Origin of the sequence: Rhizobium sp. CBN3 (genome assembly GCF_030518245.1) — a bacterium.
GTDB classification, from domain to species: Bacteria; Pseudomonadota; Alphaproteobacteria; order Rhizobiales; family Rhizobiaceae; genus Rhizobium; species Rhizobium aethiopicum_A.
In genome coordinates this window covers 18207-39776 of record NZ_JAULSE010000012.1, presented here as the reverse complement: position 1 = coordinate 39776, position 21570 = coordinate 18207, and the positions used below count along the sequence as shown (strand labels likewise).

Below are 21570 nucleotides of genomic sequence, written 5' to 3'. Positions count from 1 at the left end.
CGATCCGACAAGGAGGCATTTCCATTTGCTTCAGAGATAACTCGTCACTTCAGGTTCGTTCCACCAGGCATCATGCCTGCCGTCGTAATAACGGACCGGCAGGGCCGCCAGTTCCTCAGGGGTGATATCGTCGAGACAGGCAATGTTGATCGAGACATAGGCGCCGCCGATCGCCTCGACATAACCGTCGCCGAAGGCCGGTACGCCGCAGGTGCGGCAGAAGCGGTGATGGCCGCTCATCGTGTTGAACTGGTAGTCCGATGTCTCCGCCGCGTCGCACATCAGCCGAAAATCCTCCGGCTTGACGTTGGCGCCCCAATAACGCCGCTTGGCGCAGATCGAACAATTGCAGCGGCCGGTGCCTTCTTCGAGGTCTATATCGACCTCGTAATGCACTTTGCCGCAATGGCAGCTTCCCTTGTAGGTTTTCTTCATGGCGGCCTCCTCCTTCGGCATTGCCTTGATCATTTGAATATGACAATATGTTGTCACTATGGATGAGATACAAAATAGACAACATGTTGTCAAACGAAATCGACCGGAGCGGACGATGGAAGGGGATGCCTTTTCCGCTTTCGCGATCACCGCCCTTCGCCTTGCCGGCCATCTGACGGCGGCGGGCGACCAGCTGGCAAAGCCTGCAGGGCAGACAAGTGCGCGCTGGCAGGTGCTGGCGGCGGCAAGGCGCGGCGACATGTCGGTGGCGCAGATCGCCCGGGCGCTCGGCCTCGCCCGCCAGGGCGTGCAGCGGCTTGCCGATGTGCTCGCGGGTGAAGGGCTGATCGCCTACGCCGACAACCCGCAGCATCAACGGGCCAAGCTGGTGCGGCTGACGGCGGAAGGCGCGGCTCGGCTTGGCATGATCGAGATCGCGCAAGCCGGATGGTCCGATGGGCTCGGTGCCGCCTTCACGGCGGCCGAGCTCGATGCGGCGCGGGCAGTGATGGCGCGGGTGATGGCGATGCTGGAGGGTGACGGGGCGGCTGGGAGCTGAGGCGCGAAGAATTCTGTCGTGCCGTGTGGCACCCCCCCTCTGCCCTGCCGGGCATCTCCCCCACAGGTGGGGAGATTGGCTGGGCGCCAAGGCTTCTCCTATCTTATCCGTTCCGGCAAGACGAGAAAGAGGTCCGGGGAGCCGGCTACTTGCTAATCTCCCCACTTGTGGGGGAGATGCCCGGCAGGGCAGAGGGGGGTGTCGCGGACGCATTTCCTGGGAAAGGACACAGCAGCCACCCAAATACGAAAAAAGGCCGGGTTAACCCGACCTTCCCTTCCATCTCGACGGACCGTGCCAGTACATCCGTGGTCACGATCCGGAGATGATATTCAAAGCCCGCGCGTCCAGCAGGACGCGCTGAAAGGCTCAGGCCGCCTGGAGGCGGTCTGCCGACATCTTGCCGGACTTGTTGTCGCGGACGAGCTCGTAAGACAGCTTCTGGCCATCCTTGAGATCGCGCATGCCAGCGCGTTCAACGGCGGAGATGTGGACGAAAACGTCGGCTGCGCCGTCATCCGGCTGAATGAAGCCGAAGCCCTTGGTTGCGTTGAACCACTTTACGGTACCAGTGCTCATGACGATATCCTTTTCGAATCGTTCATAGAAGATTGCAGCCCGGACAAATGCCCAAGCGGCGATGAAAACCGATTTTGGAGGAAGTTCGCCAGGAACGACGCGAACGCCGTTTCAAAGTTCATCTAGCAAGATCGATGCAGCAATGTTTAATCGGGAATTGTGTCGACGGCAAGGCGTCAGCAAGGAAAAGTTGAATTCGACGGCTTGGGCGAAATTGGAAGATCCTTCAGCGTTGTGCCGTGCCCACCCCCTCTGCCCTGCCCGGCAAAGGGGGTGTCACGGCACAACGGCAAAGATGGTCCCCAAAGCCAAGACCGCGAAAGCGGCTTACGCCGCCTTCCCCATCTTTGCATGGGGATCGAACCGCCCATAAAACGTCTCGTCCTTGGCGGCCATATCTTTCAGCAGCGGCGTCGACTTGAAGTGAGATCCGTAAGTCTCTGCTAACTTTTCGGCCAGTTCGACGAAAGCTTTGACGCCGATGCCGTCGATGTAGCTCAACGCCCCGCCAGTATATGGCGCGAAGCCGAAGCCGAGGATCGAGCCGACATCGGCTTCGCGCGGATCGGTGACGATGCCTTCCTCGACGGTGCGGGCGGCTTCGAGGGCGATGGTGACGAGGAAGCGTTGTTTGAGCACGTTGACGTCGACCTCGTCCGCCTTCTTCTGCGGGTAGAAGCTCTTCAGCTCCGGCCAGAGCGACTTCTTCGCCGGCTTCGGCGGATAGTCGTAGAAGCCCTTGGAATTCTTGCGGCCGAAGCGGCCCTCCTTTTCGACCATACGGGAGATGAGCTCCATATGCCTGGGGTCGATGGCCTTCTCGCCGAGATCGGCGACCGTCGCCTTGAGGATTTTCAGCGAGAGGTCGATGGCGACCTCGTCATTCAAAGCCAAAGGACCCACTGGCATGCCGGCCATTTTGGCGGCATTCTCGATCATCGCCGGCGGCACACCCTCGATCAGCATGTCGTAGCTTTCCGACATGTAACGCAGCACGCAGCGATTGACGAAGAAGCCGCGGGTGTCGTTGACGACGATCGGCGTCTTCTTAATCGCGGCGACATAATCGAGAGCGACGGCGAGCGCCCGATCGCCGGTCTCAGCGCCGAGGATGACTTCGGTCAGCATCATCTTTTCGACAGGCGAGAAGAAGTGGATGCCGATGAAATCGGCCGGGCGTTTGGAACTCTTCGCAAGACCCGAGATCGGCAGCGTCGACGTGTTGGAGGCGAAGATCGCGCCTTCCGACAGCACGGCTTCGACCGCCTCGATAACAGCCTTCTTCACCTCGCGATCCTCGAACACGGCCTCGATCACGAGACCGGCATTGGCGAGTTCAGCATAATCGGCCGAAGGCGTGATGCGGGCGAGAAGGGCTGCCGCCTCTTCTTGCGTCAGCCGCCCCTTACCGACAGAATCCTTGACCAGGCCTTCGGAAACGGCCTTGCCCCTGGCGGCCGCTTCCATGTCGCGGTCGATCAGCGTCACCGGAATGCCGGCGGCGGCGGTGACATAGGCGATCGAGGCGCCCATGAAGCCGGCGCCGACGACGCCGACATGCTTGAGTTCCGTCTTCGGAATGCCGGCCGGGCGGCGGGCGCCCTTGCCGAGTTCCTGCATGGAGATGAACAGCGAACGGATCATCGAGAAGGCTTCGCGGCTCTGCAGCACCTCGGTGAAATAACGCTGCTCGATCTTCAGGCCGGTGTCGAACGGCACCTGCAGGCCTTCATAGACGCATTTCAGGATGGCAAGCGCTGCCGGATAATTGCCCGATGTCTCCCGGCGCAGGATCGCCGGCGCTGCCGGCCAGAGCTGGGCGGAGGCCGGCGTCCAGATGCCGCCGCCCGGCGCCTTGAAACCCTTCTCGTCCCAGGGCGCGACCGGCTTCAGGCCGTCCTTGATCATCTGCTTGGCGGCGGGGATCAGCTGATCCGGCTCGACCACCTGATGCACGAGGTTCATCGCCTTGGCGCGCGAGCCGGTCAGCGACTGGCCCGTCGTCATCATCTGCAGCGCGTCCTGGGCGTTGGCGAGGCGCGGTACACGCTGCGTGCCGCCGGCGCCGGGGAAAATGCCGACCTTGACTTCCGGCAGCGCGATCTTGACGCTCTTGGCATTGGAGGCGACGCGGCCGTGGCAGGCGAGCGACAATTCGAAAGCGCCGCCCATGCAGGTGCCGTTGATCGCCGACACCCACGGCTTGCCCGAGGTTTCAAGCTTGCGGAACAGGCCGGACATGCGGCCGACCAGACCGAAGAGGGTCTGCACCGCCTTTTCCGGGCTCTTTGCCTTCTCCTCCTGATAGGAGCTGAACATCGACTTGATCATCGACAGATCGGCGCCGCCGGAGAAGGAGGATTTGCCCGAGGTGAAGACGACACCCTTGATCGCGGCATCAGCAGTCGTCGCATCGATGATGGCGTTGAGTTCTTCCATCACTTCGGCGGTGAAGACGTTCATCGACTTGCCGGGCATGTCCCAGGTGACGAGCGCGATGCCGTCGGCGTCGGTTTCGAGCGTGAAATTGGTGTAGGTGCTCATCTTGGGAATTCCTCTCCCTGAATTCTCTTGCGGTGAAGCCTCCCCATGAGGGAAGGGCTAGCTGCCATCAAACGCGTTCGATAACCGTCGCCGTGCCCATGCCGGCGCCGATGCAAAGCGTCACCAGCGCGGTGTTGAGGTCGCGGCGTTCGAGCTCGTCCAGCACGGTGCCGAGGATCATGGCGCCAGTGGCGCCGAGCGGGTGGCCCATGGCGATGGCGCCGCCATTGACGTTGATCCTGTCGTGGTCGATGTCGAAGGCCTGCATGTAGCGCAGCACGACGGCGGCGAAGGCTTCGTTCAGCTCAAACAGGTCGATGTCCGACAGGCTCATGCCGGTCCGTTTCAACAGCTTCTCGGTGACGTCCACAGGCCCTGTCAGCATCAAAGCCGGATCGGAGCCGATATTGGCGAAAGCCTTGATCCGGGCGCGCGGCTTCAGCCCCATGCTTTGACCGCCTGCCTTGGACCCCAAGAGCACCGCAGCGGCGCCGTCGACGATACCCGAGGAATTGCCGGCGTGATGCACATAGTTGATGCGTTCGATCTCGGGATGGGCTTGGATACCGACGGCTTCGAAGCCGCCCATCTCGCCGGGCATCTGGAAGGACGGGTTGAGGGAGGCGAGCGCCTGCATATCGGTGCCGGGGCGCATATGCTCGTCCTTATCGAGGATCGTCAGGCCATTCTGATCCTTAACGGGGACGACCGATTTGTCGAACCAGCCCTGCTCCCAGGCGTTGGCGGCGCGTTTCTGGCTCTCGACGGCGTAAGCGTCGACATCGGTCCGGCTGAAGCCGTATTTGGTGGCGATGAGATCGGCCGAGACCCCCTGCGGCATGAAATAGGCGGGGAAATTCACCGACGGATCCATGAACCAGGCGCCGCCCGACATGCCGAGGCCGACGCGCGACATGCTTTCCACCCCGCCCGCGACAATGATGTCGTCGGCGCCCTGGGCGATCTTGCCGGCGGCGAAATTGACGGCATCGAGGCCGGAGGCGCAGAAGCGAGAGATCTGCATGCCGGGCGCACGGGTGGAATAACCGGCTTCGAAGGCGGCAGCCTTGGGAATGACGGCGCCGGCATCCATGACCGGGTCGACGCAGCCCATGATGATGTCGTCGACGGTCTCAGTATCGAGCCCGTTGCGGTCGCGGATCGCTTCCAGCGTCTTCGCCGCAAGGCGGACGGAAGGCACCTCATGCAGGGCGCCGTCCTTCTTGCCGCGGCCGCGCGGCGTGCGGACGTGATCGTAAATGAAAACCTCGGTCATAGTCTCATCTCCCTGGCGGCAATCTAGCTTGCCTCGAATCTTGGAAGGAGGAGAGAAGACCCCTCCCCAGCCCTCCCCACAAGGGGGAGGGAGTCCATGCGGCTCAAAACGCGTCCGCGGCCAATTCCATCATCGTGTCGGCGCCGCTTTCGATGCGGGCCTTGCGAAGGGCGGTTTCCGGCATGATCCGCTCCATGAAGAATTTCGCGGTGATCAGCTTGTTCTTCAGGTAATCCTCGCGACTCGCATCGCCTGACGCAAGGCCGTCCTCAGCGGCCTTTGCCATCTTCGCCCACATATAGCCGAGAACGACGAGACCGAAGAGGTGCATGTAATCGGTCGAGCCGGCGCCGGCATTGTCGGGCTTGGCCATGGCGTTCTGCATGAACCACATGGTCGCGCCCTGGACGTCGTTCAAGCCTTTCTTCAGGTGCTTGGTGAAGAAGGAAAGCTTTTCGTCGCTGCGGTTCTCCTCGCAGAAATCGCCGATCTCCTTGAACAGCGCCATGGCGGCGCGGCCGCCGTTGAGCGCGAGCTTGCGGCCGACGAGATCGAGCGCCTGGATGCCGTTGGCGCCTTCATAGATCATGGCGATGCGGGCATCGCGCACATACTGGCTCATGCCGTGTTCTTCGATATAGCCGTGGCCGCCGAACACCTGCTGGGCCATGACCGCGTGGTCGAAGCCCCTGTCGGTCATCGCGCCCTTGAGGATCGGCGTGACGAGGCCGAGAATATCGTCCGCCGTCTGTCGCTCCTCCTCGTCGGTGGCGCGGTGGGCGATGTCGGATTTCAGCGCGGTCCAGAGCAGGAAGGCGCGGCCGGCCTCGTTGAAAGCCCGGATAGTCATCAGCGTCCGGCGGATGTCGGGATGGACGATGATCGGATCGGCCTTCTTATCAGGCGCCTTGACGCCGGACAGCGAGCGGCCCTGGATGCGGTCGCGGGCATAACTCGCCGCGTTCTGATAGGCGATCTCGGAAATGGCGATACCCTGCAGGCCGACCATCAGTCGAGCTTCGTTCATCATCACGAACATGGCGTTGAGGCCGCGATTTTCGGCGCCGATCAGGAAGCCGGTCGCCTCGTCGTAGTTCATGACGCAGGTGGCGTTGCCGTGAATGCCCATCTTGTGCTCGATCGCGCCGCAGGTGACGGCGTTACGCGCGCCAAGGGCCCCGTCCTTGCCGACGAGGTATTTCGGGACGATGAAGAGCGAAATGCCCTTGGTGCCCTCGGGCGCCCCTTCGATGCGGGCCAGAACCAGATGGACGATGTTGTCGGTCAGGTCGTGCTCGCCGGCGGAGATGAAGATCTTCTGGCCTGATATTTTATAGCTGCCGTCCGGCTGCGGCACGGCCTTGGTGCGCAGCATACCGAGATCGGTGCCGCAATGCGGCTCGGTCAGGTTCATCGTGCCGGACCAGGAGCCGTCGACCATCTTCGGCAGATAGGTTTCCTTCTGCTCCTGCGTGCCATGGACGAGGATCGCGGCGATCGCGCCCTGGGTCAGGCCGGGATACATCATCAGCGACATGTTGGCGGCGGAGGTATATTCGCCGACGGCGGCATGCAGCGTATAGGGAAGCCCCTGCCCGCCGAATTCCTCCGGTACCGCAAGGCCGATCCAGCCGCCTTCGCGATAGGCGTTATAGGCATCCTTGAAGCCCTTCGGCGTCGAGACGCTGGCGTCGTCCTGACGTCTGCAGCCTTCCTGGTCGCCGGAATAATTGACCGGAAAAAGAACTTCTTCCGCCACCTTGGCCGCCTCGCCGAGGATCGCCTCGATCATATCGGGAGTCGCATCGGCAAAACCGGGAAGATTGTTGTAGCGTTCGAGGCCCAGCACGTCGTTCAAAACGAAAAGCGTATCGTTCACCGGGGCCTTGTAGACTGGCATCTCTCAAATTCCTCCCATTCAAATAACCGGATCGCGCCGGCCTTGGTCATCGTCTTACAAAATATTGACGTTTGCGTAAACGTCAAATTCTGCCTCTCGATCGCCTTTTCATTAAAAAATTCGAGAGCGCGAATCCGCAAGCCGTGGATGCGTAGGCAGGAGACGTCATCTCATCTTCCTTGTCCATTGGGGAATGGCGTATAAGCGCAAGCGTCTTTCACTATCCATCAGGTGGGCCGGCATGATCAGTTTCGAGGCGATAAGGCAGCGCGCGGAAGAACGAAAAGGCGGAGCGGCAGGCCTCCAGGCCCTGCTGCAGAATTACCGGCCGGATCACGACCGGCTGCGCGCCATGCCGGACGACCGCATCCTGGCCGACATGACCCGCCGCATCTTCTACAGCGGCTTCGTGCAGAAGGTGATCGATGCGAAGTGGCCTGGTTTCGAGGCGGCGTTTTCCGGCTTCGATCCGGCGGCGCTGAATATCGCGCCCGACGATTACTGGCATGAGCTGACATCGGACGAGCGGATCATCCGCAACGGCGCGAAGATCATGTCGGTTAGCGCCAATGCCGCCTTCGTCAGAGAGCTGGCGAGGGAACATGGCAGCGCCGGCGCCTTCTTCGCCGACTGGCCGCGGGAGGACCAGATCGGCCTTCTCGAGCTCTTGAGCAAACGCGGCAGCCGGCTCGGCGGCATGACCGGCCAATATTTCCTGCGCGGCATCGGCCGCGACAGCTTCGTCGCCACGCTCGACGTGCTCGCCTGCCTGAGATCGGCCGGCGTGCCGCTCTCCTCCTCCGGCACGACCAAGAAGGATCAGGAGCTGATCCAGCAGGCCTTCAACGACTGGGCCGAGGAGACCGGCCTTTCCTTCATCCATCTCTCGCGCATCAGCGCCTATTCGATCGATGCGGCGCACTGAAATTCCGGTCGGATGATGTCCATCCGATCCGGCGAATTTCACGGCAATTGCCGCCTAAAATGGCCTTTCGGATGCAAACGTTAAAAAATTCTCATCGATCTTAACGGCTTGTTTACCACGTTTCGTGAAAGGTGCGGATTGAGCCGTAGTGATCCGCATTCCTTTTCCCCGTCTCGCGTTTCCCAAGGATGCCGCTACATCGTTCAGCGTGAGGAAAGTCTAATGGACTATCTTCTCATGGATGAGGCGCTCCGGTCCGTGACAGGCGCGGGCCACAGACGCAAAAGCCACGGATCGAGCTCTGACGAGAGGTCGAGCAGTCGAAGCGAGCAAGAAGATGAACGGATCGCGATCAAATCCTTCCCGACAGTCCGACAGGACCTCGCTCGATGCGCTGAACCGCACGATCGAAGGGCTGGAGGCGCGCATCGAAGGGCTGATGGGCAGCGGACGCGATCAGCGGCCGCGCACGCCAACGGCCGAGCGCGATCCTTATGCGGCCTCCAATGCGCCGCGCCCCACACGAGCGCCGCTCGAGCCGCGGCCGGATCCGCTGGCGGAAATTCGCCAGCGCCAGCGCGCATTGGAAGCGGGCCGCGAGCGCTCCTATGGGCGCGAGCAGGCCACCCAGCTGCGCGACCCCGCGCCGCGCGCCACCGCGCCACTCTCCGCCCCTGCCTTGCGCGCCGGCGACGACACGATGACCGAGATCGCCCAGGCGCTCGTCAACCTGCGCCAGGACCTGAAGCGCGACATTTCCGAGGGCGTGACCCGCGAGATGAGTGCGCTGCGCGCCGAACTGCGTGAGATCAAGGCTACTGCCGGAGACAGCCGCTTCGCCGAAGATATCCGCGCCGACATGGGCCGTCTTGCCCAGAGCATCACCCAGTTGACCGGACGCTCGAGCGGCCCGGAGGCCGCCGGCTTGCGCGAGGATTTCGAGGAGCTGCGATCGCTGATGGACGGGCTGGCGCGCGAGGAATCGCTGCGCCATATGGAAAATCGCTGGGACGGCGTCGAGAGCCGGCTTGCCACACTCGATACCGAGGGGCTGCAGGAAGAGCTCGTTTCGCTGGCCTACCGGCTCGACGATATCAAGCGCCATATCGGCGGCATGGGCGAAAGCCCGGCGGTGCGGGCACTGGAAGACAAGCTCATCGCCATCGCCACGGCGATGGAGCAGTTCGGCAACATGATCCAGCCGCATGACCGGGTCATGTCCGAGCAATTCGCGGCCATGGACACGCGGCTCGACGAGATCAGCCGGGCGATCGCGGCCAGCGGACGCGCGGCTGCCGGCAACGATCCGACGCTGTTGCAGCGGCTGGAAAGCCGCCTCTCGTCGCTCGCCGACCAGATCGACCTGATGAGCCATGACGCGGCCACCCGCGCAAACCCGGCCGACGAGCTGGCGATGCGGCTTGAGGCGCTGACGGAGCGCGTCGAGGAATTGACCAAGGCGGAAGCGACGTCCCGGCTCGACGAGCGGCTGGAACATCTCTCCTATCTGTTGGAGCGCACGCAGAAGGCGGCCGCGCAACCCGACCTCACCGGCCCGCTTTCCGACATCTCCCGCAAGATCGATGCGCTCGAGAATGGCGCGGTCAATGACGTGCTGGCGCAGCGACTCGATTATCTCGCCCGGCGGATCGACGAGATGGCCCATCAGCAGCCCGCACCTGCCGCGGCGATCGATGACAGGGCCTTCCAGCGTCTCGAAGGCCGGCTGAGCGACATTGCCGCCCGGTTGGAAGAAACAACAGCGGCGCCGCCGACCGATCCGCGGGCGCTGAAAAATCTCGAAGACCAGATCGCCAACCTTTCGGCGCTGATGAGCGAGCCGCGCGAAAGTGCCGCGATCCCGGCCGACCTCGACCGGCGCATGGGCGCGATCGAAGATTATATGGCGACGAGCGACGAATATATCATCGAGGCGGCGCGGCAGGCGGCGGAAGCCGTCGTCGAGGCCTATTCGCGCAATGGCGGCCTTCAGGGCGGCGTGCCTGCCGCCGACATGTCGGCATTGGCGGCGCTGGCCGAGGATCTGCGCCATCTCGAGGATATCAGTCGCGACAGCGAGGAGCGCACCCACAAGACCTTCAAGGCGCTGCACGAGACGCTGGTCCATATCGCCGACCGTCTCGACGGCATGGAAGAGCGCGGACGGCCGATCGCTCAGATGCCCGTGGCCGACGTCGATTTCGATGTCGACCCTTATGCGCTGATGGTGGCTGAAGCCGCCCGCACGCCGGACGCGGCCCCGGCGGCGAAAGCCTCTCCTGTCATCCGCACGGCAGAGGTCGCGGCGGAACCTGCCGCCCCAGTCCAGCCCCCCGCCATGAGCGCGACGAGCGCAATCGCCATCGAAGCCGCAACGAGGACGCCGGAGGGCCCGATACCGGCGCCTGTAAAAACCAGCCTGCTCGCCAGCCTCGGCAAGCGGCTGCGGCCCGCCAAGAAGGCCGAGGCGCAGGCGAACGAACGACCGGTGATCGACCCGGCGCCATCAATCGATCCCGCCGACGTGGTGCAGACGGATGCCGCGAACGAACTGCTCGAGCCGGGTTCGGGCGCGCCCGACGTCAAGAAGATTCTCGAGCGAGTGCGCGCCAGCCAAAGTGCTCAACGCGGCAAACCTGCCGTCGAGACCGATCGCGCCGATTACATCGCCGCTGCACGCCGGGCGGCGCAGGCAGCCGCAATGGAAGTCGACGCCAATCCGAAGCAGGCGGCAGCCAAGGCCGAGAAGAAGGCCGCGAATGCCGACAAGGCCGGCAAGACCGATAAGGCCGGCAAGACCAGCGCCTTTTCGCGCTACCGCCGGCCGATCCTTCTCGCCGTCGGCGCCGTGCTGCTCGCCATCATGGCCTTTCCGCTGGCCCGGACGCTGACGAGGGGCGAGCCGGTGCCGCAGTCGCCGGCGGAGATCTCGGCACTGACGGGGGCAACGGAAAATCCTCAGCCGGCCCCGCCTGAGGCGACACCCGCCCAGCAGGACACCGGCGCCGCCGATATGAACGCCGCTGCAACGGCGAGCGCGCCGGCCACCGATCAGGCGCAACCAGAAACAGCTCCGCCTGCCGCCGGCGATCATCTGACCGATGCAACGCCGCTCGACGGCGAAGGCGCTGCAACCTTTGCTCCCGCCGGTTCGTCCGGCACAACGCAGGAAACATCGAGCTTCACTGCGAACAGCCCGATCGCAGCGGCGCCCGGGCCGCAGGCAGCGATCACCATTCCCGACAGCGTGCAGCCGAAATCACTTGCCGATGCGGCACAGGGCGGCGATGCTCTGGCGCTGTTCGAGATCGGTGCGCGCTATTCGGACGGCCGCAACGGCATGAGCGTCGATCAGAAACAGGCCGCAAGCTGGTACCAGCTTTCGGCCGACAAGGGTTTTGCGCCGGCCCAATACCGGCTCGGCAGCATGTACGAGAAGGGCAACGGCGTCGAACGCGACGTCGCCAAGGCGAAGGGCTTCTACGAGCAGGCGGCGAACCAGGGCAATGCCAGCGCCATGCACAATCTCGCCGTCCTCTACGCCTCCGGCGCACTCGGCCAGCAGGATTATGCGACGGCGGCCTCCTGGTTCACCAAGGCCGCCAATCTCGGCATCACCGACAGCCAGTTCAACCTGGCGATCCTGTGCGCGAGGGGCAACGGCGTTCCGGCGGATCTCGAAGAATCCTATAAGTGGTTCGCGATCGCCGCCAAGGCCGGCGACAAGGATGCAGCACAGAAGCGCGACGAAGTGGCCAATGCCATGAAGCCCGACCAGCTCGAACGGGCGCGCGCCAAGGCAGACCTCTGGAAGCCCGAACCGCTCGACCATCGCGCCAACGGCATCGACATTCCCGACGAATGGGCCGGCACCGGCATGAAGACGGCAACCGTCGACATGAAGAAGGCGATCCGCAACATCCAGGCGATCCTCAACAATAACGGCTTCGACGCCGGCGTGCCGGACGGCGAAATGGGGGCAAAGACTGTCGCCGCGATCAAGAGCTTCCAGAAGTCGATTGGCCAGGCGCCGGACGGCAAGGTGAGCGACGCGACCGTGAAGGCGCTGCTCGAACGCAACAAGCAAGTCGCCAAGGCGATCTGAGGCGCGTCGACGGAGGTTGAGCCGCCGGTGAGACCCCTCTCCAGGGGAGGGTCTTCGCCGGCTTCGCGGCGCTTTGCCGCAGGCTTTTCCGAATTTTTCCAACCCTCGTCACAAAACCTGAAAAAAGCCCGATTATGCCGGACATATCGATCCGCGCATCGCCGAATCTCCTGCCATCGATCTCCATCAATCAGGGCCGATCGAAAGCCTCTGGCAACGATTTCACAGTATGGTGTGCATTCGAACGGGGACGTGACAGGAACCGCCCGGCAGGCGCGGTCATCATTCGGGGTCGGTTGTGACAATCTATCTGCCTATCGCAGAATTGTCGGTGAACATCTTCATCATTCTCGGCATGGGGGCGGCCGTCGGATTCCTGTCTGGAATGTTCGGCGTCGGCGGCGGTTTTCTCATCACTCCGCTATTGATCTTCTACAATATCCCCCCCGTCGTCGCCGTCGCGACCGGCGCCAACCAGGTCGTGGCGTCGTCGATTTCAGGTGCGATCACCCATTTCCGGCGCGGCACGCTCGACGTCAAGCTGGGCACGGTGCTTCTGGTCGGCGGTCTTTCAGGGGCGACCGTCGGCATCTGGATCTTCTCGCTGCTGCGCGCCATCGGCCAACTCGATCTGATCATCTCGCTGATGTATGTCGTCTTCCTCGGCACCGTCGGCGGTCTGATGCTGCTCGAAAGCATCAATGCCATGCGGCGGGCCGCACGCAACGAGCCACCCGTACCGCGCAAACCCGGCCACCAGCACTGGGTGCACAAGCTGCCGCTCAAGGTGCGCTTCAAGAAATCGAAGATTTTCCTCAGCGTCATTCCGATCGTTGCGCTCGGCTTTGCGATCGGCATCCTGACCTCGATCATGGGTGTCGGCGGCGGCTTCATCATGGTGCCGGCAATGATCTACCTTCTGCGCATTCCGACCAATGTCGTGGTCGGCACCTCGCTCTATCAGATCATCTTCGTGACCGCCTATACGACGATCGTGCAGGCGGCGACGAACTTCTCCGTCGACATCGTGCTTGCCTTCATCCTGATGGTGGCGGGTGTCGTCGGGGCGCAATACGGCGTGCGCGTCGGCCAGAAGCTTCGCGGCGAGCAGCTGCGCGCTCTGCTCGGCCTGCTGGTTCTGGCGGTCGGCCTGCGTCTGGCGATCGCGCTGGTCGTAACCCCTGCCGACGTCTACTCGGTGGTGATGGGGACCGGCAACTGATGCGCCTGCTTGCCTCAATCCTCCTGTTCCTGTGTCTGCTGCCGGCGGTTGCCGGGGCGCAGTGGCTGCCGGGGCAGGCAACGGAAGCGGTGCGCGAGGGGCTGGAGATCGGCACCTCGACCAGCGAAATCGCCATTACCTCGGATTTCCACGGCGCCGATCTGACGATCTTCGGGGCGCTCTCGAACACCGACCAGCTGCTGCTTGCCATCGGCCAGTACGACGTGGTCGTGGTGCTGGAAGGCCCGCGCGAGGACGCGACGGTACGCAAGAAGGAACGCGTGTTCGGCATCTGGGTGAACAGGCGCTCGATGACCTTCGAGGCGGTGCCGCACTCCTATTCGATGTCGAGCTCGCGCATGATCGACGATCTGACGACGCCGCTGGAACTGACCGATCAGGGGATCGGCATCGATCACATTCCGCTGACGCCGGTCGGCTTCGTCGGCGACGGCAGCAATCTCGGCGAGTTCCGTCAGGCTTTCCTGCGGCTGCAGCAGGGCGGCGCGCTTTATGACCGCAACCCGAGCGGCGTGCGGTTCGTTTCATCGAACCTCTTCAAGGCGAGCCTGCGCCTGCCGGCAAATATTCCGAACGGGGTGCATACGGTGCGCGCCTATCTCTTCAAGAGCGGTAATCTCATCACCGATAAATCGCTGCCGCTGCGCGTCATCAAGACGGGCATCGAACAGACGATTACCGATGCGGCCCATGATCAGCCGATCCTCTACGGCTTTGCGGCCGTGGCGCTCGCCGTCGTCACCGGTTGGGGTGCCAGCCTGATCTTCCGCAAGGAATGATCCGGCTCCCGACGGCAAGATCGTCGCGGCCGTATCTTATGTCTTCAGGAAGGCGAGCCGCTCATCGACGCGGGCCGGGGCAATTTCCAGAATATCGGCGCTGACGACGCCTTCTGCCACAAAGGGATCTTCCTGAATTCGGGTTTCGAGGTCGGCGCGCGAGGTGTTATGAGCGACGACCGCTCCGCCTGCGCTCGGCTGAAGGCCGCCGGCGAGAAGAAAAATCCCATCGTCGAAGCCGCGTTTGAGCCAGGCATTGTGCGCCTCCATCAGAACGGGCGCTTTGGCCTTGCCGTCAGAAAACTTCAGCGTAACGAAAAACATCCAGAGGCTCCTTTAGGAATGCTGTCGGGAATGGGTTTCGGGAAAGACGGGTGTTCCGGGCCGCTGCGCCGCCAGCCACGCGCGCATGTTTTCCACCTCGTTTCGAACAAAGATTTCGTCGTGATAGGCCGCCGCGAGCGTCGCAACCCCTTGGCTCCGCATCAGAATGTGCATGGCCAGCGCATCAGCTTCAGCCTCGCGGCCGAATGCGCTGAATTGACGTGAGAGCCACTGGCGAAACAGATCGAAAAGCTCGGCAGCGCGGCCCTTGGCAATGTGATCGAGCTTGGCGAGTTCGCCGCAAAGCGTGCCGACCGGACAACCATAGGCCATGATCTTCGTCTGATTGACAATGAGGAGATTGACGAAGCTGAGAATGCGCTCGTCAGCCGCCTCGGTTTTCGCTTCCCAGACATCGAGCATTGACCTGGTTTTGAGGAGGCGATGGGTGATCACCGCATCGAGAAGCTCGTCCTTCGTCTTGAAGTGATAATAAAAATTGCCTCGGGAGAGTCCGACCACTCCCGCAATGTCGGCAAAGGACGTCGCTTCGAAGCCTCTTTCATAGAAAAGCTCGTCGGCGGCTTCCACTATCTGCTGTCGGGTGGCCGCAGCGACCATTTTTATTCTCCCGTTTGTCCGCCAAGCTACGACTCGTAGGTCAACCGACCTAGAAGGTATTAGGACAATTGACCTAGAAGAGTCAAGCGCCGGAACTTCGTGTCGGCGGACCGTCTCGCCTCTCGCACCACTTGCGTATCGCAATCAGTTGAGTTATCGTAAACCAGTTGCTTATTGAAAGCAGTTTTGCCCGAGGAGGATAAAAATGCGGAAGCTTGTCGTCTGGAACCTGATGACGCTCGATGGCCATTTCGAGGGAACGAAACCATGGGAGATCGACTTCCACGATCTCGCCTGGGGACCGGAGCTCAAGCGGTATGCCGAGCAGTTCGGCGAGGAAGGTGATCTTCTGGTCTTCGGCCGCAAGACCTATGAAGGCATGGCCGCCTACTGGCCGACCGCCGAGGACGAAGACAAGATCAAATCCTATATGAACGGCATTGCCAAGATTGCCGTCTCCCGAACGATGACCGATCCCGGCTGGAACAATGCCCGTATCGTCAGCGATCCGATCCCCGAATTGACGAGGCTGAAGCAGGAAGACGGCAAGACGATTTTCATCTTCGGCAGCGCCGCACTTGCCGACAGCCTGCTGAAGGCCGGTCTCATCGATGAGATCAGGGTCTGCGTGGTGCCGGTCATTCTCGGCGGCGGCAATCCGCTCTTCAAGCCGGCCGAGGCCCAGGTGCCGTTGAAACTCCTTGAATCCTCGACCACGCAGAGTGGCGCGGTGATCCTGCGCTACGAGCCGGTCAAGGCGTAGCGGGCTGCAGATCATGTCTGTCTAGTTCCTGAAGAAAACCCCTCCCCAACCCCTCCCCACAAGGGGGAGGGGCTTGAATGCTGCGCCGATCTTATCCCTTTCACCGTCTCATCCGCGGAAGCGTTGATGTTTGTCGTGGGCGGTGCCTGCATAGCCCCTCCCCTTTGTGGGGAGGGGTTGGGGAGGGGTCTTCCCCGTGGCTCAACCCGGTCGGTCGCGATAGCCCTACCCCTCAAAAAAGCTCGTATTCGACTAAAAACCGGTTTTTAACATTTACGAGTTAGTAATCTCTCGGAAACGAGAGGTTCTATTATGCGTACTCGTATCGTTCTGACCGCCGTGGGTCTCGCGCTGCTTGCCGGCTGCGCGACGGCGCCGAAGCAGACGAGGAACATCTGCGCCGTCTTCGACCAGCGCGAAGGGCTCTTCTCCAGCTGGCAGAGGGCGGCCGAGCGGACGGAGAAGAAATACGGCGTGCCCGTGCCGATTCTGATGGCGACGATGTACACCGAATCCGGTTTCCAGCCCTATGCGCGGCCGCCGCGCACCAAGCTGTTCGGCTTCATTCCCTGGACCCGGCCGTCGACCGCCTACGGCTATTCGCAAGCGCTCGACGGGACATGGGATCACTATCAGTCGCAGACGGGAAACTGGGCGGCGCGGCGGACGAATTTTACCGACGCGATCGATTTTATCGGCTGGTATCATTACCAGAACAGCGTGGACACCGGCATTCCGCTCAACGATGCCTATAACCTCTATCTTGCCTATTATTCCGGGCCGACGGGATATAAGCGCGGCGACTGGCGCTCGAACGGGCAATTGCAGCAGACGGCGCAGAAGTTCGCACGGATGGCCGGGACGTATCAGCAACAGTTGCAGGGGTGTGATTGAGTTCAAAAGCGTGCCGTGTGGCACCCCATCGACAGGCGCTATCCCCGCAAATTCCCGTAGCGGACCGAATAGATCCTGTCTCGTCCCAAGAGGTGCGCGATCAGCGAAGCTTTGTCGAACAGGCCCTTCATCGCCTGATGGCCGAGATCGAGACCACCGCTCATCACGCCGAAGGCCGGCATCAGGAGGCGAGCGCCGTCGGTGGCGAAACAGGGGCGGCGGATCGATCTTTCGCGTCGGCGCACGGTCGCCGAAGGATGCAGATGGCCGGCGATCTCGCCGCTCTGTAAACCATTTCTCGGCTCGTGGCGGAAGGTCAGGCCGGCATAGTGCACCTCGTCGACGGAGGCGCCCGGGAGATCGACGATGCCATCGGGATCGTGATTCCCATTGACCCAGATCCATTCGCGGCCGCGCGCCATGCCGACGATCAAAGCGCGGAAATTTTCCGGCAGATGCTTCGAGCCGATGCGGTCGTGAAAATTGTCGCCGAGCGAGATGACGAGCTTCGGATCATAGCGGGAAATGACGGCGGCAAGCACGGTCAGCGTCGCCAGCGTGTCATAGGGCGGCAGCATCATGCCACGGCGCGCGAAGGCTGCGCCTTTTTCGAGATGCAGGTCGGAGACGACGAGCAGGCCAGCATCCGGCAGATAGAGGGCGCCGAGCGGATCGCAGACGGCGGCAATGCCGTTCACCGATGTCTCGATGCCGGGGATCGCAGCCAATCCGGATATGTTGCGCGCCAGCGCCAGGCGGTTCATCACAGTCGTATTTTTCCCAGTCATCATTATGCCAGAGCTTCGGCGATCAGATCGTCGGCCGCTTCGGCGAGCAGCGCATCATGGGCCTCGCCCGGCACCGCCTCGCGTCCGATCTCCAGCATCACCGGCACGGCGAGCGGGGAAATATGATCGAGCGGGCGGTGAGTGATGTGACCCCTGATTCGCATCAGCATATCGCCAAGACGGCTTATATCCAAAAGCCCGGTCGCCGCATCCTGGCGCGTTGCCTGCAGCAGGATGTGATCCGGCTCATGGCTGCGCAGCACGTCATAGATCAGATCGGCCGAAACAGTGATCTGGCGGCCGCTCTTCTCCTTGCCCGGATGGCGGCGCTCGATCAAGCCCGCAATCACGGCGCAATTGCGGAAGGTGCGCTTCAGCAGGAAGGATTCGGCGAGCCAGGCTTCGAGATCGTCGCCGAGCATATCTTCGTCGAAGAGGTCGGAGAGGCTGAGCCGGCCATTGGCGATCATCAGCCCCATGTCCTCCAGGCCCCAGACGGCCAGCGAATAATCGGTGGCGACGAAGCCGAGCGGCCTGGCGCCGGCCCGCTCCAGCCGGCGGGTGAGCAGCATGCCGAGCGTCTGGTGGGCGAGACGGCCTTCGAAGGGATAGGCGACCATGTAACCGCGGCTGCCGCGCGGGAAGGTTTCGATCAGGAACTCGTCGCGCTTCGGCAGCATCGACTTGTCAGTCTGCAGCGATAGCCAGTCGCGCACCTGATCCGGCAGGTGGCGCCAGCGATCGGGATCGGCAATCATCGCCCGCACCTGCTCGGCGAGATAGGTCGATAGCGGAAACTTGCCGCCATTATAGGCGGGGATCTTCGGATCGAGGGAAAAAGCCTGCGAGGCCAGGCATTCGTTTTCGCGGATGCCCTCGAAGCGCAGCACCTTGCCGGAGAAGACGAAGGTGTCGCCGGGCGACAATTGCTCGAGGAAATATTCTTCGACCTTCCCCAGCGTGGCGCCACCGCGGCCGATCCTGCCGCCCTCGCCGCGCTTGACCATGCGGATGTTCAGCATCGGGCTTTCGACGATGGTGCCGAGATTGAGGCGGTATTGCTGCGCGACCGCCGGATTGGAGACGCGCCAGCGGCCCTCCTTCGTCTTGCGGATGCGGGCGTAACGCTCATAGGTTCGGAGCGCATAACCGCCGGTCGCGACGAAATCGACGACGCGCTCGAAAGTCTCCCAGCTGAGATCGGCATAGGGCGAGGCGGTGATGATTTCGTCATAGAGTTCCAGCATGTCGAAAGGTTCGGCGCAGGCCATGCCGAGCACGTGCTGGGCGAGCACGTCGAGCGCGCCGCGGCCGACGGGCGGCGTGTCCTGGGCGCCGATATAATTGGCATCCAAGGCTGCCTGGCACTCCATGACCTCGAAACGATTGGCCGGCACCAGGATCGCCTTCGAAGGTTCGTCCATGCGGTGGTTGGCGCGGCCGATCCGCTGGGCAAGCCGCGAGGCGCCCTTCGGCGCGCCGACATGGATGACGAGATCGACATTGCCCCAGTCGATGCCGAGATCGAGCGTTGAGGTGGCGACCACGGCACGCAGCCGGTTTTCGGCCATCGCCGCCTCGACCTTGCGGCGTTGCGCCACATCAAGCGAGCCATGGTGGAGCGCGATCGACAGGTTGTCGTCATTGATCGTCCAGAGTTCCTGGAACAGCATCTCCGCCTGGCTGCGGGTGTTGACGAACAGCAGCGTCGTCTGGTGTTCGAGGAGCTGCTTGTAGACATCGGGAATGGCATAGCGGGCGGCATGACCGGCCCACGGAATGTGCTCTTCGGTCGACAGGATCGAGATATCGGGTTTGGCACCGCCTTCGACGACGACGAGACCGGCGTGATGTTCCCTCTCCTCCTCCTGGGCGACGAGCCATTTCTGCAGGTCCATCGGCTCGGCGACGGTCGCCGAAAGCCCGATGGTCTTCAGTTCGGGGGCGAGGCGGCGGAGGCGGGCAAGACCGAGCGACAGCATATGGCCGCGCTTGGAGGTGACGAGCGAGTGAAGCTCGTCGAACACGACATATTTCAGGTCCTTGAAGAAGCGCTCCGCCTCGCGGTTCGCCAGCAGCAGGGCGACCTGCTCCGGCGTCGTCAGCAAAATATCCGGCGGATTGAGCTTCTGGCGCTGGCGCTTGGCAATCGGCGTATCGCCGGTGCGGTTCTCTATCGTGACGGGCAGGCCCATCTCAGCGACCGGTTTCATCAGGTTGCGCTCGATATCGATCGCCAGCGCCTTCAGCGGCGAGACATAGAGCGTGTGGATGCCGGTAAAGGCGGAGCCTGGCGGAATGCGGCCGCGGCGGGTGAGATCGGTGAGCGAGGGCAGGAAGCCGGCCAGCGTCTTGCCGGCGCCGGTCGGCGCAATCAGCAGCGTGCTGTGGCCGGCCTCGGCGCGGGCGAGCAGCTCCAGCTGATGGGCGCGCGGGCGCCAGCCCTTTTCCGCAAACCAGCGGGTAAAGGCGGCAGGAAGCAAGGTATCGGAATCGATCTGGTCCACGCCCTGAAAGTAGTGAAAAGCGGGCGAAAAAGAAGAGCTGGGTCGCCGCTTACATCGCGATATAGCGGTCCTTGCGGTGATTGATGGCGAGTGTCAGGTTGAGCACGACGGCGCCAAGCACCGAGCAGGCGATGATGAAGGGGCTGGCGACGAAGAAGGAGAGCGCCAGCACGATGCCGTCGAAGCCGAGCTGGACGAGGCCGGCGCGCCAGCCGAGACGATCCTGGATATAGAGGGCGAGAATGCCGATGCCGCCGAGGCTGGCGCGATGGCGGAAGAGCGCCAGCATGCCGGCGGCGATGACGAGACCGCCGAAGAGCGCGCCGGCAACGGGATGGACATGCGTCACGCCGATGAAGCCAGGCGCGAACTCGGACAGGACCGAGGTCAGCCCGATGGCGACGAAGGTCTTGATGGTGAAGGCCGGACCAAGACGACGGAAGGCGAGATAGTAAAAGGGCAGGTTTACCGCAAAGAAGCAGAGACCGAAACTTATCCCCGTGGCGTAATGGGCGAGGAATGCAAGCCCCGCGGTGCCGCCGGCCAGCAGCCCGGCGCCGGAAAGAAGGGAGACGCCGAGCACGGCGAGCATGCTGCCGGCGATGATGCCCTGCGCGTCGTCGAACAGCGAATGTCGATCGGCGCTGGAATTCAGAAGGCCTGCGAAGGCGTTGGATGCCATGATGTTCCCCTGTCGGCTTTGCCGTTTTCTATCCGGCGCAGGGATAAAGACAAGTGCCCAGCGAGACGCTGTTGACAGCGCGCATAATCGTGGATATCTTTTATCCACGAATTGAGGAGACGGCGTCGATGAAAATGAGCGATGGAGTCGAGCAGGCCATTCACAGCGTCGCCATGCTCTCCGGCCTCTCCGAAGGCGGCGTGCTTTCGGCCGCGGCGCTGGCGGAATTCCACGGCGTTTCGACGAGCTATCTGCTCAAGCATCTGCAGGCACTGTCGGGCGCCGGCATCCTCGATACGGTGCCGGGGCCGAAGGGCGGCTATCGGCTGGCGAAGGCGCCGGCGGAGATTTCGCTGCTCGACATATTGCTTGCGGTCGAAGGGCCGGCGCCAGCCTTCCGCTGCGCCGAAATCCGCCAGCGCGGACCGAAGCCGGTCTCCGACCGCTTCTTTTCCAAGCCCTGCAACATCAGCGCGGCGATGCTCCGAGCCGAGCGGGTCTACCGGGCCGAACTCGCCAAGACGAGCATTGCCGATCTCGGCGTCGAACTCGCTGCCCTCGACGACGGATCGATCGCAGCCCGGGGCTGCGCCTTCCTTGAAATCCATGAACGCAAAACGGCTCGTTGAGCCACAACACAGGAGAA

Annotated in this window: 18 protein-coding genes; 8 read left to right on the top strand and 10 right to left on the bottom strand. The window is 62.7% G+C overall.

The features are described from left to right. Nucleotides 1–30: 30 nt before the first annotated feature. Nucleotides 31–435, bottom strand: a complete 405-nt coding sequence (locus QWJ46_RS18850; RefSeq protein ID WP_302752833.1) for a GFA family protein — start codon at nucleotides 433–435, stop codon at nucleotides 31–33. Nucleotides 436–493: 58 nt separating this feature from the next. Between QWJ46_RS18850 and QWJ46_RS18845 the strand changes: the two genes are divergently transcribed. Next, the gene (locus QWJ46_RS18845; RefSeq protein ID WP_302752831.1) at nucleotides 494–994 is read left to right on the top strand and encodes a MarR family winged helix-turn-helix transcriptional regulator; all 501 of its coding nucleotides are present in this window, start codon (nucleotides 494–496) and stop codon (nucleotides 992–994) included. A gap of 369 nt (nucleotides 995–1363) precedes the next feature. Here the strand turns inward: QWJ46_RS18845 and QWJ46_RS18840 are convergent, their stop codons facing one another. The 4 genes from QWJ46_RS18840 to QWJ46_RS18825 form a co-directional block, all read right to left on the bottom strand. Beyond that, the gene (locus tag QWJ46_RS18840) at nucleotides 1364–1573 is read right to left on the bottom strand and encodes a cold-shock protein (RefSeq protein ID WP_003545273.1); all 210 of its coding nucleotides are present in this window, start codon (nucleotides 1571–1573) and stop codon (nucleotides 1364–1366) included. Nucleotides 1574–1900: 327 nt separating this feature from the next. After that, nucleotides 1901–4117 (bottom strand): 3-hydroxyacyl-CoA dehydrogenase NAD-binding domain-containing protein, encoded by a 2217-nt coding sequence (locus tag QWJ46_RS18835; RefSeq protein ID WP_302752777.1) that lies wholly within the window; start codon nucleotides 4115–4117, stop codon nucleotides 1901–1903. A gap of 67 nt (nucleotides 4118–4184) precedes the next feature. Further along, nucleotides 4185–5393 carry an acetyl-CoA C-acetyltransferase gene (locus QWJ46_RS18830; protein ID WP_184459328.1) on the bottom strand — a complete coding sequence of 403 codons (1209 nt, stop codon included), beginning with the start codon at nucleotides 5391–5393 and terminating at the stop codon, nucleotides 4185–4187. A 103-nt stretch (nucleotides 5394–5496) separates the two neighbouring features. Further along, nucleotides 5497–7293, bottom strand: coding sequence for an acyl-CoA dehydrogenase C-terminal domain-containing protein (locus tag QWJ46_RS18825; protein WP_302752776.1), 1797 nt, complete (start codon nucleotides 7291–7293; stop codon nucleotides 5497–5499). 241 nt (nucleotides 7294–7534) lie between these two features. Between QWJ46_RS18825 and QWJ46_RS18820 the strand changes: the two genes are divergently transcribed. The 4 genes from QWJ46_RS18820 to QWJ46_RS18805 all read left to right on the top strand — a co-directional run bounded on the left by QWJ46_RS18820 (nucleotide 7535) and on the right by QWJ46_RS18805 (nucleotide 14345). Continuing rightward, the gene (locus QWJ46_RS18820) at nucleotides 7535–8218 is read left to right on the top strand and encodes a DNA-3-methyladenine glycosylase I (protein ID WP_302752775.1); all 684 of its coding nucleotides are present in this window, start codon (nucleotides 7535–7537) and stop codon (nucleotides 8216–8218) included. A 337-nt stretch (nucleotides 8219–8555) separates the two neighbouring features. Next, entirely contained in the window at nucleotides 8556–12323 is a 3768-nt protein-coding gene (locus QWJ46_RS18815) for a peptidoglycan-binding protein (protein WP_302752774.1), read from the top strand. Nucleotides 12324–12621: 298 nt separating this feature from the next. After that, nucleotides 12622–13545, top strand: a complete 924-nt coding sequence (locus QWJ46_RS18810; RefSeq protein ID WP_184459332.1) for a sulfite exporter TauE/SafE family protein — start codon at nucleotides 12622–12624, stop codon at nucleotides 13543–13545. After that, on the top strand, nucleotides 13545–14345 hold the full coding sequence (locus tag QWJ46_RS18805; protein ID WP_085858019.1) for a TIGR02186 family protein: 801 nt from the start codon (nucleotides 13545–13547) through the stop codon (nucleotides 14343–14345). Before QWJ46_RS18810 ends, QWJ46_RS18805 begins: the two co-directional genes overlap by 1 nt. A 36-nt stretch (nucleotides 14346–14381) precedes the next feature. Here QWJ46_RS18805 and QWJ46_RS18800 read toward each other — a convergent pair whose 3' ends face one another. Together QWJ46_RS18800 and QWJ46_RS18795 are read right to left on the bottom strand one after the other, a co-directional pair. Beyond that, on the bottom strand, nucleotides 14382–14669 hold the full coding sequence (locus QWJ46_RS18800) for a YciI family protein (RefSeq protein ID WP_302752771.1): 288 nt from the start codon (nucleotides 14667–14669) through the stop codon (nucleotides 14382–14384). Nucleotides 14670–14681: 12 nt separating this feature from the next. After that, nucleotides 14682–15290 carry a TetR/AcrR family transcriptional regulator gene (locus QWJ46_RS18795; RefSeq protein WP_302752770.1) on the bottom strand — a complete coding sequence of 203 codons (609 nt, stop codon included), beginning with the start codon at nucleotides 15288–15290 and terminating at the stop codon, nucleotides 14682–14684. A gap of 205 nt (nucleotides 15291–15495) precedes the next feature. On the opposite strand from QWJ46_RS18795, the gene QWJ46_RS18790 reads away from it, so the two are divergent. Together QWJ46_RS18790 and QWJ46_RS18785 are read left to right on the top strand one after the other, a co-directional pair. Then, a complete protein-coding gene (locus tag QWJ46_RS18790; protein WP_302752768.1) occupies nucleotides 15496–16053 on the top strand; it encodes a dihydrofolate reductase family protein in 558 nt (185 codons plus the stop codon). 312 nt (nucleotides 16054–16365) lie between these two features. After that, nucleotides 16366–16947 carry a transglycosylase SLT domain-containing protein gene (locus tag QWJ46_RS18785; RefSeq protein WP_064800586.1) on the top strand — a complete coding sequence of 194 codons (582 nt, stop codon included), beginning with the start codon at nucleotides 16366–16368 and terminating at the stop codon, nucleotides 16945–16947. 38 nt (nucleotides 16948–16985) lie between these two features. Here QWJ46_RS18785 and pdeM read toward each other — a convergent pair whose 3' ends face one another. The 3 genes from pdeM to QWJ46_RS18770 are packed head-to-tail and all read right to left on the bottom strand — an operon-like array spanning nucleotide 16986 to nucleotide 20924. After that, nucleotides 16986–17711, bottom strand: a complete 726-nt coding sequence (gene pdeM / locus QWJ46_RS18780; RefSeq protein ID WP_302753065.1) for a ligase-associated DNA damage response endonuclease PdeM — start codon at nucleotides 17709–17711, stop codon at nucleotides 16986–16988. Nucleotides 17712–17737: 26 nt separating this feature from the next. Beyond that, a complete protein-coding gene (locus tag QWJ46_RS18775) occupies nucleotides 17738–20242 on the bottom strand; it encodes a ligase-associated DNA damage response DEXH box helicase (RefSeq protein WP_302752766.1) in 2505 nt (834 codons plus the stop codon). A 49-nt stretch (nucleotides 20243–20291) separates the two neighbouring features. Then, the gene (locus tag QWJ46_RS18770; protein WP_184459336.1) at nucleotides 20292–20924 is read right to left on the bottom strand and encodes a YitT family protein; all 633 of its coding nucleotides are present in this window, start codon (nucleotides 20922–20924) and stop codon (nucleotides 20292–20294) included. A gap of 128 nt (nucleotides 20925–21052) precedes the next feature. On the opposite strand from QWJ46_RS18770, the gene QWJ46_RS18765 reads away from it, so the two are divergent. Further along, a complete protein-coding gene (locus QWJ46_RS18765) occupies nucleotides 21053–21553 on the top strand; it encodes an Rrf2 family transcriptional regulator (RefSeq protein WP_302752764.1) in 501 nt (166 codons plus the stop codon). Nucleotides 21554–21570 lie beyond the last annotated feature (17 nt).

Bases quoted from the DNA above. Each gene is read 5' to 3' on its own strand.
- QWJ46_RS18850 (WP_302752833.1), bottom strand. From the start codon at position 435: ATGAAGAAAACCTACAAGGGAAGCTGCCATTGCGGCAAAGTGCATTAC.
- QWJ46_RS18845 (WP_302752831.1), top strand. From the start codon at position 494: ATGGATGAGATACAAAATAGACAACATGTTGTCAAACGAAATCGACCG.
- QWJ46_RS18840 (WP_003545273.1), bottom strand. From the start codon at position 1,573: ATGAGCACTGGTACCGTAAAGTGGTTCAACGCAACCAAGGGCTTCGGC.
- QWJ46_RS18835 (WP_302752777.1), bottom strand. From the start codon at position 4,117: ATGAGCACCTACACCAATTTCACGCTCGAAACCGACGCCGACGGCATC.
- QWJ46_RS18830 (WP_184459328.1), bottom strand. From the start codon at position 5,393: ATGACCGAGGTTTTCATTTACGATCACGTCCGCACGCCGCGCGGCCGC.
- QWJ46_RS18825 (WP_302752776.1), bottom strand. From the start codon at position 7,293: ATGCCAGTCTACAAGGCCCCGGTGAACGATACGCTTTTCGTTTTGAAC.
- QWJ46_RS18820 (WP_302752775.1), top strand. From the start codon at position 7,535: ATGATCAGTTTCGAGGCGATAAGGCAGCGCGCGGAAGAACGAAAAGGC.
- QWJ46_RS18815 (WP_302752774.1), top strand. From the start codon at position 8,556: ATGAACGGATCGCGATCAAATCCTTCCCGACAGTCCGACAGGACCTCG.
- QWJ46_RS18805 (WP_085858019.1), top strand. From the start codon at position 13,545: ATGCGCCTGCTTGCCTCAATCCTCCTGTTCCTGTGTCTGCTGCCGGCG.
- QWJ46_RS18800 (WP_302752771.1), bottom strand. From the start codon at position 14,669: ATGTTTTTCGTTACGCTGAAGTTTTCTGACGGCAAGGCCAAAGCGCCC.
- QWJ46_RS18795 (WP_302752770.1), bottom strand. From the start codon at position 15,290: ATGGTCGCTGCGGCCACCCGACAGCAGATAGTGGAAGCCGCCGACGAG.
- QWJ46_RS18790 (WP_302752768.1), top strand. From the start codon at position 15,496: ATGCGGAAGCTTGTCGTCTGGAACCTGATGACGCTCGATGGCCATTTC.
- QWJ46_RS18785 (WP_064800586.1), top strand. From the start codon at position 16,366: ATGCGTACTCGTATCGTTCTGACCGCCGTGGGTCTCGCGCTGCTTGCC.
- pdeM (WP_302753065.1), bottom strand. From the start codon at position 17,711: ATGAACCGCCTGGCGCTGGCGCGCAACATATCCGGATTGGCTGCGATC.
- QWJ46_RS18770 (WP_184459336.1), bottom strand. From the start codon at position 20,924: ATGGCATCCAACGCCTTCGCAGGCCTTCTGAATTCCAGCGCCGATCGA.
- QWJ46_RS18765 (WP_302752764.1), top strand. From the start codon at position 21,053: ATGAAAATGAGCGATGGAGTCGAGCAGGCCATTCACAGCGTCGCCATG.